The organism is Paenibacillus sp. 2TAF8 (assembly GCF_052114825.1).
Taxonomy (GTDB): Bacteria; Bacillota; Bacilli; order Paenibacillales; family Paenibacillaceae; genus Paenibacillus.
Genome location: NZ_JBFRFN010000010.1, coordinates 120850 through 133075 on the forward strand (window position 1 = coordinate 120850; position 12226 = coordinate 133075).

The window sequence follows — 12226 nt, forward strand, 5'->3', positions numbered from 1 at the left end:
AAATGAACTGGCAAAGAACGCATTTATAATAGAAGGAAAAGGATTATTACCAATAACTATTTTTGTAATTTGCTTGAGATTAAGATACAATAGCGGTAAATACACAATGATCTAGAGGGTGAAGTTAGCTTATGAAACCGATTTATTCTAAGGCTCAGTTGGGCTACATGAAGGCAAAGACACAATTCGAGAAGCAAGCAGTCATTCTGGAGAAAAAACTGGAAGATACACGTAAGACTCAGGAGATTTCTCAGGAAGTAATGGAAGGGCTTGTACAGACGACCGGCTTCCATGATGCGTATAATAATCTGGTTCTGGCCGAAAACGAACTGATTGATTGGTCTCATACAACGATGAAACACGAGAAGACGTATCGTGAGAACCGACTTGCGATTGATGACATGTATCTGAAATTGAACAGTGATCCCAAAATGCGTGCACAGATTATCGATTTGGCGATGAAAATTCGCTAGGACAAGTCATAGAATTACTCAAAAAGCATCCCTAACGGATGCTTTTTTATTTTTTTATTTTAGTAGAATTTGTCGCTTCACGCGTCTCGGATCAGGGTATAAATAAACGTTGGCAAGAGAACTCAAACGAGGGGCAGTTCCTAGAAATGCTGTTATATCAAGGGTTTCCACATGTTTTGAATGGCATCCAACCCCGCGCTGCTTCAATACATAAATAAATTCAAAACTTTTTTTGTGGAAGGCGCAACTTTTTGAAATCTACTGCGTTTAAGATGTAGAGTCAAAAACATTGGGGAACTTACCAAGAATGACCTCGTGAAGAATCTTGTCTATTTATTAGAAAAAATTGCTTTACGACTCGGAAGACCCATTGTATAATACGTAGGTAGGATTAGGAAACTACTCTATTTGCGTGTGAACCTGATTGTTGAACTAGGTTTCAAGTTTCTGTGATATGCTCACAGACATCATTTATATTAACTTGCTCAGAACTCTGGAAAGGGGGTGCAACAATATATGAGGAACACGAGCGACCCTATTAAAGAAAATTCAAATGTTATGAACACCCAAGGAGGAGAAAAAAAGGTTATGAAGAAAATTTTATCCGTAGCATTGTCTACAGCAATGGCATTCTCAATGTTTGCTTCTGTAGCATTTGGTGATACAGCAGTTTCCCCGCAACAACAGTTTGATGCATTGAAAGCAAAAGGTATCTTCGAAGGCTTCCCAGATGGTACTGCTGGTTTGAACCAAGAGATGACTCGCGGTCAATTCGCGAAAGTTATCACTAAATTGCTCGGCCTGAAAGAAGTAACTGGCCAACTGTCTTACAAAGACAAAAACTACACAGCTAAAAACTGGGCTGTTCCTTACATCGAAGCAGTAACTGCTGCAGGTATCATGGAAGGTACAGATAAAGAAAAACAATTGTTCAGCTTCAACGGTAAAGTGACAATCGCTGAAATGGCGACGATCCTTACTCGTGCACTGGACCTGGAAATCCCAGCTGAAACTAACAACAGTGCTCCAGCATGGGCTAAAGGTTATGTTCAAGCAGCAATCAACGCTGGTCTGGTAGACGCTAACGCTAACTTCACAGCTAACGCTTCCCGTCAATTGCTTGTTGGTGCAGCTTATGCAGTTGATCAAGCTCAAAGCTTGAAAGTTGCTTCTTACGAAGTAAGCGAAGGCGGTAAAGTCGTTACTTTCAAAATGACTGATGGCGAATCCGTTAAAGTAACTTTGGAAAAAGCATTGGTAGCTAACACTGATACTGAAGTTTCTTTCAAATACAAAGATCGTGACTTCAAACACACAGTTAACTGGAAAGTAGAAGCTGCAACTAAATTGCAATCTGCTACATCCACTAACCTGAAAGAAGTAGACGTTGCTTTTGACGGTAAAGTAGACAAAACTACTGCAACTGACAAAGACAACTACTCCATTACTCAACAAGGTGTTAAGCCGGTTAAATCCGCTACATTGTTGGAAGATGGTAAAACAGTTCGTATCTTGATTGAAGGAACATTTAGCCAAGCAATGGAATACACAATTTCTGTGAAAAATGTTAAATCTTCCACTGGTACTGTGTTGCCTGCTTCCAGCGTTAAGTTCACTTCTGCTGATAACACACTTCCTACAGTAAGTGAAGTTAAATCACTGGGTAATAAAGCAATCAAAGTTACATTCTCTGAGCCAGTTCGTAACGTTGCATCCAACAACTTCCAACTGAATGATAAAACATTCGTGGGTTCTGTTACTAAAGGTGCTAATGAGAGAGAAGTTATCCTGAAAGACTACGCAGGTAACCTTCCAATTGGTAGCCACAAGTTGACTACTTCTTTGGTTGAAGACTATGCAGGTCTGAAATCTTTGGCAGCTACTAATGACTTCACAGTAGTTGAAGATAAAGAAGGACCAACGGTTACTGAAATCACTGCTACATTGGAAAAAGTTACTGTAACTTTCAATGAAGAAGTTGATCCAGATAGCGTTAAGTCTGAAAGTTTCTACTGGTTGTCTGGTTCAACTAAGAAAACTGGTAAAGCTACACAAATCGCAGGAAATGTATATGAAGTTGATTTCGGAGTGAACGACAACCGTCTGCCAGGCTACGAAACTACTTTGCACATTGATGTGAAAGACTACTCCGGTAATGCAAATGCCGTAAAAGAACACAAAGTAACTGCTTCTGTTGACTTGACTCGTCCAAAAGTTACTGATGTACGTTTTGGTGAGTACAATGCAAAAACTTTGAGAATTAAATTCGACAAAGCTGTAAATGCAACTGACAGAACTTTCTATTCAATCAAAAAAGGTGACGATGTATATCCGGTAAGCAGTGCTGTTCCTGTAGCAGGTTCTGATTACAAAGAGTATGAATTGTCATTTGCTAAAGATCTTCCAGATGGTGAGTTCTCTCTGAAAGTTACTGGAGTTAAAGACAGAACTACTCTGGGTAACCAAATCGAAGATTACTCCACAACGTTCAAAGTTGATGACGTAAACCGTCCTAATTTGGTTAAAGACATCGACGCTAATAATACTAACCGCACGTTGGTAATTAGTTTCGATAAGAAAATGGATTTGGCTAGTATTTCCGATCCTAGTCACTACTATTATGAAATGAGTGCTACAGGTAATGGGACAGATAAAATTGCGAAGAGCCTTCCAGCTGAAGCAACTATTCGTCCGATTCTCGAAGGTCGTGCTGTAGTGATTGTGTTCCCAGAATATGTTCAAAGCAATGTTAGAACATCATTCCCTACTACTGGAAATACATTCGGTACTGTTCGTGATATTACAGTAGTAGGTGTTAAATCTGCTGCAGGAAACGTACTGTCTCAAACATTTGCTCCAAAAACTGTAGTTGTAAAAGATGCAAATGCACTTAAAGCAGAACAAAAAGATTACAGAACAATCGAAGTGACTTTCGATCAAGCAATCAGCCAAGCTTATGTAACTGACTTTACTGTAAGTGGTGCAACTGTATCTAGCGTATCCATTAAAGACAGTGGCGATGTTGTTGTAATCAAAACTTCTAATGATCTGAATGCTGCTGGTAACTCTGTTTCTGTAACTGGAAACAACGGGCTCAGAACATATGCTGGAAACAATGTGAAGTCTGGTGTTATTTCTTCTATCGGTGGAGCAGCTCCAAAAGTTGCACTAAACACTAATGAAGTTATTCCATCTTCTAGCAACACATTCACAGTTCCATTCACTACAACTCTGGCATCTGCAAATGCTGCACAATACGGTAGTGACTTGGAAATCAGAATGGATGATGAAGTTAACAAAACTCGTCTTGCTAATGTAACAGACTACAGAACTACATGGACTGCTAACGGAATTCAAGTTGAAATTCTTGCAACAGGCCAAGCTAAAGACTATAGCGGTAAATACACAGTACAAGTGGTTGAAAAACCACAGTATATCGAAAGTGTAAACGGAGTTCGCGCTGAAAAATCTGGCGTGTACACTGTTCAAGCTACTTCTGCTGCAGTTGCCCCAGTTAGTATCGATGCTGTATCAACTGTAACTAACAAAGTTGAAGCAGCTTCTGCAAAAGCAGAATTGACTGTTAATGCTAGCCCTGCTAACAAAGTAGTTCTTACTGCTAAAGCAAAAGGCACTGCTGCGAATGGTTATACTGTAACTGCAGTAGTTGATGGTACACTCACTACAGAAGCAACTGCTTCTATTACTGGTAAAGCTATCATTGTCTCTGTTAAAGATGCAGCTACTACAATTCAACAAATCTCTACTGCATTGAATACTAATGCTGATATTTCAGCTCTGTTCACTGCAACTACTGAGGGAACTGCGACTGCAGTAGCTGATGCGGTTTCTCCAACAGCTGTTCCTACAGCAGGTGGCTTGAATGAACAATCTGCATTCTTCACAATCACTGTTGATAAAGCACTTAACACATTTGATGGTGTAGCTATTCAAAAAACAAATGGTACTGTTCAAACTATTGGTACTGACAAAATCACTTTAAATGCTGCTAAAACAGAATTGAAAGTTGAAGTGAGTTCTAATGATGCATTGGATAGTGCTGCCGGATCTCAAACTGGAACTAAAGTTTCCATTTTGAAACCTAATAACTCCACTACACCAGTTGTAGAAACTCTTTAATAACTGGCATTATTAAAAAACTGTTAGAGAATAATATTCTCTAACAGTTTTTCTTTATATGTAGACTTTTGGTAGTGAGTTGTATAAAGCTAACAACACCGTAACCTTCTTCCCACTTAAACGTTTATACTATAAAGCAACAAACATCTTTAAGGAGGTTTCAACGTGAATAATAAAAAGGTCATAACCACATTGTTATCAAGTATCTTATTCATCAGTTCGAGTGGGGGAATTGTTGTCGCTGCATCTGGCTCTGGCAACATGACGAGTGATAGTGCTGAGCAGTTTGTATCAAAAAATAAAATAGTGTTAGTAGAGGATAATGCCAGTATTCTTAAAGTAAGCCTTGAAATGGGAACAGAGATTTTGCRAATGCATAAAAAAATTGAAATACCTTTCAGTCAAACCTTAGATACAACAAATGCAGACCTGTATGCATTAGACTTAACGATCAAACAAATAGGTATAACAAACACACCTGCAATGATTCCATTGGTAGATTACACAACAGCGGTAGAAGGGAACAAGATTATAGTTACCTTTTTGGGTGATTATACAGATGAGTATGCGGTACAAGTGAAAGATGCGCTATATATACGTGCAAATGGCATACCAGCAACGCAATCCCCCGTATACTATGCAACAAAGAATATACATACTAATCCCGAAGTTCTTAAAGTAAGCTTAGCCGAGGGGACATTTATTGATCAAACGAACAAACAAATCAACATTCCCTTCAATCAGAATTTGGATACAGCAGATGCAGACCTGTACGCATATGATTTAACGATCAAGCAAATAGGGTTAACAAATGTACCTACACTGGTTCCGATGGTAGATTACACAACAGCGGTAGAAGGAAACAAGATTATAGTCACCTTTTTAGGTGATTATACAGATGTGCATGCGGTACAAGTGAAAGATGCGCTATATATACGTGCAAATGGTATACAGGCAACGCAATCCGCCACATATTTTACGACAAAGAATATGGATACGATAATGTGATATTTTAGTAGTCCACTATATTGTTTCAGTATTTACTTCACTAAAACCAACAACATCGTAACTTTCTTACCCTCTCAAACGTTTATACTATAAAGCAACAAGCAACTTATGGGAGGTTTGGAAGTGGATCATAAAAAGGTCATAACGACTTTGTTATCGAGTGTGTTGTTAATCAGTTCGAGTGGGGGAACTATTGGTGCTGCAGCAAGTCCGGCGAATACGGGCAAGACGGCTTCCGGTAATGCAAATAATTCGGCAGCGAACAAGAAGTCGGCTGCTGCCAATAAAGTCGTACATACCTTGGCGAATGTGCCTGCGGTGAAGGTCACGGCTCGCAGTACGGTGAGCTTGACGGACGTGAATATTCTGTCCCAGAATGACGGGAATACCGTGACGTATACTTTGACGTATAAGAACAATGACAGTAAACCGATGATGATGCTGGATTACTGGAGTAAAGTAAAAACTAGCGGAGGCACAAGTTTCTCGCCGAAGCTGATTGCCAAGGATCAGGAGAAAAAGTCTGTATCCCCTGGCTCTACGGTCGATCTGACTTATGTTATGAAGGTTGGACGTGAAGTGAAGCTGAATGATCTGAACTTCCTGATTGTGAAATGGGACTTCAGTAAGCCGAACTATGAAAGTACCGTCGGGAAATTTGTTGTTCCTGCTTCGTACAGTATCACGACACCCGTAGGCAAAACGAAGACCGTTCGTCTTAGTGATTCAGCTGTTAAAGTGAAGGTTTCCGGTATCAAAGTGTACCCGGGTGAGAATAAGAAACAGTATGTTAAAGTTGGCGTGAATCTGAGCAACATCAGCTATAAACTGTTGGACAATCCTAATGTGAAATGGATTTTACGTGCTCCAGGCGGTACGAATTATCCGTTAACTTTGGACAAGGATAGCACAGGTATAAGCATTCAGGCACAAGCGAACAAAACGTTAAGTTTAATGGCTTCTATACCGACGGCGGTGAAGCTGGACAAGTCTGAACTGTTGCTTGTGGAAGAACAGGGCGAAGAGAAGACTGCTCTGCCTGTAGCTGCATTACAGCTTCCTGAAGCAAGTCAAACCAATGTGAATACGGAAGCGAATCAGCCCAACCTGATTTCGATTGATGGACAGACAGTATCGACTCTTCTGGAATCTGCTCGTATACGTGGAGAAGATGAGGAATACGATCTGACGATGCAATGGGTGTTGAAGAATCAAGGTAAGAAAGAAGTGAAGATACCTAAATATGCGTTGGAGATTCGTACGGAAGATGGTACTTCCTATCCAATCGAAACCAAGGCACTGGATGATCTGAAGTTAAAACCAGGATCAACCAAGACAATTAAGCTGACCTCGACCATCCAAGGAGATGGTGATACAAGCAAAATCAAATTTGTGGTGATGACTCCGTCCTCCAAGGACGAGAGCAAAGAAGGAACGGGCACGAGTACAGGTGCTTCCGGGTTTGAATTCTCCTATCCTGTAGGCATCTACACCATTCCTGAATCGGTCACGAGCGGGGACGGACTTACTACGGAGACGGTAATCAAAAACAGCAAAGGAACCTTTGGTGTGTCGGTAGGTTCTTTGCAGCGTCTTCCATGGACGGATAGTGATATCATTGCGGCCAAGGTGACGATCCGTAACGCTTCGGCGAAGACGGTACAATTGCCGGAGCTGGGCGCAATGTTTACGATTGACTCGGCTCGCATCGACGGGGATACCAAACTGATTCAAGCCCAAGGCGGGAAACTGCTGGGTCCAGGTATGGTAACGGAGGCATATCTCCTGACGAAGATTCCATCAGAGCTTAACATGCAACGTCTGGAGCTGACTTTGCTGGAAAAAATAGGGGAACAAGAGACAAACGATTGGATTACGCTCACTACCTCTGGACTAATTCAACCGCTGGCTTATGTGTCTTCAGGTAAATTCTTCACGCAAGGTACATCGGAGAAAGAAACCGAGCTGGGCGTACGTAGAACTTATGTGTACCCGGGCGCGTCTTCGGATATCGTATATACCGAGTTCGAGATGACCAATAAATCACTGAGACAGAATGGTCTCGGCAAACTGGTAGGTTACTATAAAACAGCTGATGGTATGTATTACAAAGCACAAGCGAAGCAGGCGAACCGTATTCCAGGACCGGGTCAGAAGAGTATTGTAACGTTCTGGGCGAAAGTGCCGAAAAGCGTCAAAACGTTATCTGATATGCGTTTGATCGTGGGTGAAGGGGTCGCGGATAACAAATTCGTTACAGGCGATGGCGATGCTACGGCTTATGTGAATGCCACTTCCTTCGAAATTCAGCCAAAATCGTTGCCGGTACTGTCATCATTAAATGATATTGATCTGTATCCGTTCAAATTCTCAGGCGCCAATATTAGAGGTTTCCTGACAGGCGGTACTGCGGTGTCATTTGAAATGATCTACTCCCTAACTCAGGAAGAGGCGGTAGATAGCGGCGAGAGTGCACATAAATACATCCTGTCCGTAACGGACGGTTCGGGTAAGGTATTTGACAAGGAGCTTGGATTAGGCACGGATCTGAAAACAGGTATTAACCAGACGTTTACCTGGAGTATTGATGACAGGGTGTTTGATAAAATCCGTGGTGGTTCATATCGTGTTGCACTTTATGATGTATTTGAAGGGCAACGTATCCGCTTGGCAGAACAAGGATACAGCTATGACACATCCAAGTTGCCAAAAGAGGAGCCTTTATTCCCGGAAGAGGGTTCAGAGAACAACAATAACGGTAACGGTAACAACAATAATTCTAACTCTAATCGATAGTTGGTATCATCATCTTCAACAGCTTTTACAGCTGCAGACCTCGCTTCCCTATGCATGGGAGCGAGGTTTTGCTTGTCCCATCGCTCTTTTTTCTCTATAGTTAAAGTTAATAGATTACCAGAGGAGGAACAAATTACAGATGAAACCATATATGAAAGTATCTCTGGCTGCGCTGACGATTGGTGTTGGGGTATGGGTCGGGTCGGTATATAACGGTACAGCCATCGGTGCAGGCACCATTCAGCCAGGAACCGCAGATGACCCGGTGGTAACGAAGAGTTACGTTGATCAGCAGATTCAACAAGCTTTGGGTGGGAAGCTTCCGACTAGTAATGGCACGAGTAATGGAACGAATGGGAACACTGGGACAACTCCAAACACATCCGCTGGCAACAATGGATCTGCAGGAACTGGCAACACAGGTGGATCGAGCACAGATCCGGGACTGCCACCACTGGTATCGGGTGCAACCGATGCCGTGGAGATTGTAACCGTGAAGCCGGGTCAACAGCTGCTCGGTAAATCCGGCGCGGAGTTCATTGTACGTAGCGGTAAAGCCGTGATCGTCAGTGAGGGTATCAATGGTGTAGCCGATCTGACGGACGGGATAGACCTGACGAACGGTCAGGCTGCGCCGACCAATCACCTACTTTCTTTTCCAAAGGACGGACGTGGCATTACGGTTCTGGATGGTAACAAATACAGCCTGACAGTTATGGTACGTGGTGGATATACGTTGAAGTAGGTTGTGCAGTTTGGCACGGAATTATTCTCTTTCATACGCGGTTTATTGCTCAGATTAACCAGTTCTAACAATCATTAATACGGCTAGCCGGGCATGTTCCTGCTCACTCTATACCTGTAGACAACAACATATGGAGGTGCAGGAACAATGGCTAGAAGTAATAAGAAGGTTGTACCGGAAAGTCGTCAGATGCTCGATCAGATGAAGTATGAAATTGCTGCCGAGTTTGGTTTGAATGTAGGATATGGCGGCCGCGGAAGTCTGGCAGGTGCAGATACCGAATTCGGCGGGGAGCTTGGCGCGATTAGTGATCATTCATACGGACAGTATAAAGGGTGGGGACATCTCACATCCCGGGAGAATGGATCGGTTGGTGGAGAGATCACCAAACGCTTGATTCGTCAGGCAGAACAGCACCTCTAGAACTCATACATTAAGTGTCCTTAATTGACACCACTTGACAAATACGATAAGATGGCAGATGAGGTATGCAACCTTTTCCACTAGGGAAAGGTTGATTTTTTGTTAAGGCAATTACCTGAAAAATCCTTGTCTTCGTGATTGCGGATCAGTGTCCTTATTCTACTGTAAAGCGCCTTCGAGGGTCTAGTGAACGAATCGCCGTTATGTTTTGTTCGGGCAATCGCCATACTATAGTTATGGGAGGTTGAAACTTCATGTCTATTAAAGGCCGACATCTTTTTACATCGGAGTCTGTAACTGAAGGACATCCGGATAAAATTTGCGATCAAATCTCGGACGCTGTGTTGGATGCATTTCTGGCAAATGATCCCAATGCTCGTGTAGCGTGCGAAGTTTCGGTAGCGACAGGTCTTGTGCTTGTTATTGGCGAGATCAGCTCTGCATCTGAATATGTGGACATTCCAGCTATTGTGCGGAATACGCTGAAGGAAATCGGCTACACTCGTGCCAAGTACGGTTTCGATTATAATACATGTGCGGTACTGACGTCACTTAACGAACAGTCCGCTGATATTGCACAAGGTGTCAATGCAGCGCTGGAGCATCGTGATCCAGAGCAAATGGCACGTGAAACGGAAAACATTGGTGCAGGTGACCAAGGTCTGATGTTTGGTTTTGCAACCAACGAAACACCAGAACTGATGCCGTTACCAATCGCCTTGTCTCACCGTATCGCACGCCGCCTGGCGGAAGTGCGCAAGAACGGTACGCTCGAATATCTGCGTCCAGATGGTAAAACACAAGTGACGATTGAATACGACGGTGACAAGCCGGTACGTGTGGATACAATTGTCGTGTCTACGCAGCATGCGGAAGAAACAACTCTGGAACAAATCCAGAAAGATATCAAAGAGCAAGTAATCCTGCCTGTAGTTCCAGCTGAGTTGCTGGACGAGCAGACGAAATATTTTATCAACCCGACTGGGCGTTTCGTTATTGGCGGACCTCAGGGTGATGCAGGCCTGACTGGACGTAAAATCATTGTTGATACATATGGTGGTTATGCACGTCATGGCGGTGGTGCGTTCTCGGGTAAAGATCCGACAAAAGTAGACCGTTCGGCAGCTTATGCCGCTCGTTATGTAGCGAAGAACCTGGTTGCTGCGGGTCTGGCCGACAAAGTGGAAATCCAGCTCGCTTACGCCATTGGTGTAGCTAATCCGGTATCCATCAACGTCGACACATATGGAACAGGTAAAGTTAGCGAAGAGAAGCTAGTTGAGCTGGTACGTAACAACTTCGACCTTCGTCCAGCTGGCATCATTCGTATGTTGGATCTGCGTCGTCCAATCTATAGACAAACGGCTGCTTACGGTCACTTTGGCCGTACAGATCTCGATGTTCCTTGGGAACAAGTGGACAAAGCAGAACTGTTGAAAACACAAGCGGGACTGTAATACGTTCGGGCAAAATCTAAAACTCTTGATTCCCATTGGGGATCAAGAGTTTTTTTGTTTCAAAATTTGATAAATAAAATAAGAAAAGGTTTACAAACTTATTTTTTTAAAATAACATAAATAATGTATATTATGGAAAGGAGGTTAGGTTTTTCTTTGCTACATATGCATACATCATGATTTGAAATACAAATTAATGAGGAGGTAATTTCAATGTTGAAGAAATTAATATGCTTATCGGTTGTGTTGAGTTTGGTTCTATTATTTCTTGTTGGAGGACAATCAAATGTTGTCAAAGCGGAGCCATCTGACGAATGCCAGTGCTCTCAAAGTGGGAATATGAGTATTCAAGAGATCAGGCAGAAGTTGAAAGCCGAAGGCGTTGAAATCGTAGATTCTCTTTCTAACCGAGACAGGCTGTATGTTAACTCTTTAATGGATCAGAAGCTTCAACAGTATAATGATGAGTTAGAGTATTATCAATATGATGAATATCTATTATTAAGCAACTCAGAGATGTATAAAGGATTTAAAAATGTTGAGATAAATGGTGTTGCCTATGAATATATTGGAGTCAAATATGCTGTTTTGGAGAATGAGCTGTCAGGCGAACTTATAACACAGTCAGCTTGGATAGATCTTAAAAATAAAAAAATAATTGATTTAAGTGTAGTTCATATTGATGAAGATCAAAATTTCAGTCTTGTTCTAGACTATAAAAACTACTCTATTGGTAATGGTATGGATTACTCTGCAAATGACTTTACATTTAACGGAAAAAGCTTTGCCTGTAGTTTAACTGGTGTTTTTGCATGTGTTTCATATTGCGGCATCTGGCACATTGTAAATCCTGCAATAGGAGTAGGGTGTGATCTTCTATGTGGAGGGGCTTTTGCGTTTGCATGTTCTGGAGCATAGAAAGGATATGTGATCAAAAATGAAGCAATTCTTTTCGCTCAGATCTATTTCGTTGTGGATTCTGCCTCTTGTACTTGTTATTTTATATACCTTTTTCCGTTATGGCACTTTAAAGCTCAGTATTATTTCCTGGTTTAATCCATTTGAAGGGGCATATCTGGTGTATATCGGTTGGTTTCTCGTTGGATTAATGATCGATATTTCGTTATTTGTAAAGCGTAAATAACTTGGAGAATGTAATTGATCCTATGGACGCCTTCATATGC

The 12226-nt window shown here is 42.0% G+C and carries 9 protein-coding genes; all 9 read left to right on the plus strand.

Going from position 1 to position 12226, the window contains the following annotated elements:
* The first annotated feature begins 131 nt into the window (after nt 1–131).
* Nucleotides 132–473, plus strand: a complete 342-nt coding sequence (locus AB4Z30_RS16735) for a hypothetical protein (protein WP_441928339.1) — start codon at nt 132–134, stop codon at nt 471–473.
* Nucleotides 474–989: 516 nt separating this feature from the next.
* Nucleotides 990–4613, plus strand: a complete 3624-nt coding sequence (locus AB4Z30_RS16740; protein ID WP_441928341.1) for an S-layer homology domain-containing protein — start codon at nt 990–992, stop codon at nt 4611–4613.
* 165 nt (nt 4614–4778) lie between these two features.
* Nucleotides 4779–5621 carry a hypothetical protein gene (locus tag AB4Z30_RS16745; RefSeq protein ID WP_441928343.1) on the plus strand — a complete coding sequence of 281 codons (843 nt, stop codon included), beginning with the start codon at nt 4779–4781 and terminating at the stop codon, nt 5619–5621.
* Between the two features lie 123 nt (nt 5622–5744).
* On the plus strand, nt 5745–8417 hold the full coding sequence (locus AB4Z30_RS16750) for a hypothetical protein (RefSeq protein ID WP_441928345.1): 2673 nt from the start codon (nt 5745–5747) through the stop codon (nt 8415–8417).
* A 139-nt stretch (nt 8418–8556) separates the two neighbouring features.
* A complete protein-coding gene (locus AB4Z30_RS16755) occupies nt 8557–9162 on the plus strand; it encodes a hypothetical protein (protein ID WP_441928347.1) in 606 nt (201 codons plus the stop codon).
* A gap of 147 nt (nt 9163–9309) precedes the next feature.
* Complete coding sequence (locus tag AB4Z30_RS16760; protein ID WP_251509509.1) at nt 9310–9585, plus strand: alpha/beta-type small acid-soluble spore protein; 276 nt, start codon at nt 9310–9312, stop codon at nt 9583–9585.
* A 254-nt stretch (nt 9586–9839) separates the two neighbouring features.
* Nucleotides 9840–11042, plus strand: coding sequence for a methionine adenosyltransferase (gene metK / locus AB4Z30_RS16765; protein ID WP_441928350.1), 1203 nt, complete (start codon nt 9840–9842; stop codon nt 11040–11042).
* A gap of 213 nt (nt 11043–11255) precedes the next feature.
* A complete protein-coding gene (locus tag AB4Z30_RS16770) occupies nt 11256–11960 on the plus strand; it encodes a putative immunity/bacteriocin fusion bifunctional protein (RefSeq protein ID WP_441928352.1) in 705 nt (234 codons plus the stop codon).
* Nucleotides 11961–11979: 19 nt separating this feature from the next.
* The gene (locus tag AB4Z30_RS16775) at nt 11980–12186 is read left to right on the plus strand and encodes a hypothetical protein (protein WP_441928354.1); all 207 of its coding nucleotides are present in this window, start codon (nt 11980–11982) and stop codon (nt 12184–12186) included.
* Nucleotides 12187–12226 lie beyond the last annotated feature (40 nt).

What these genes read in the sequence shown, in the direction of transcription:
- AB4Z30_RS16755 (WP_441928347.1), top strand. Translation starts at nt 8,557, where the DNA reads ATGAAACCATATATGAAAGTATCTCTGGCTGCGCTGACGATTGGTGTT.
- AB4Z30_RS16775 (WP_441928354.1), top strand. Translation starts at nt 11,980, where the DNA reads ATGAAGCAATTCTTTTCGCTCAGATCTATTTCGTTGTGGATTCTGCCT.
- metK (WP_441928350.1), top strand. Translation starts at nt 9,840, where the DNA reads ATGTCTATTAAAGGCCGACATCTTTTTACATCGGAGTCTGTAACTGAA.
- AB4Z30_RS16770 (WP_441928352.1), top strand. Translation starts at nt 11,256, where the DNA reads ATGTTGAAGAAATTAATATGCTTATCGGTTGTGTTGAGTTTGGTTCTA.
- AB4Z30_RS16740 (WP_441928341.1), top strand. Translation starts at nt 990, where the DNA reads ATGAGGAACACGAGCGACCCTATTAAAGAAAATTCAAATGTTATGAAC.
- AB4Z30_RS16735 (WP_441928339.1), top strand. Translation starts at nt 132, where the DNA reads ATGAAACCGATTTATTCTAAGGCTCAGTTGGGCTACATGAAGGCAAAG.
- AB4Z30_RS16760 (WP_251509509.1), top strand. Translation starts at nt 9,310, where the DNA reads ATGGCTAGAAGTAATAAGAAGGTTGTACCGGAAAGTCGTCAGATGCTC.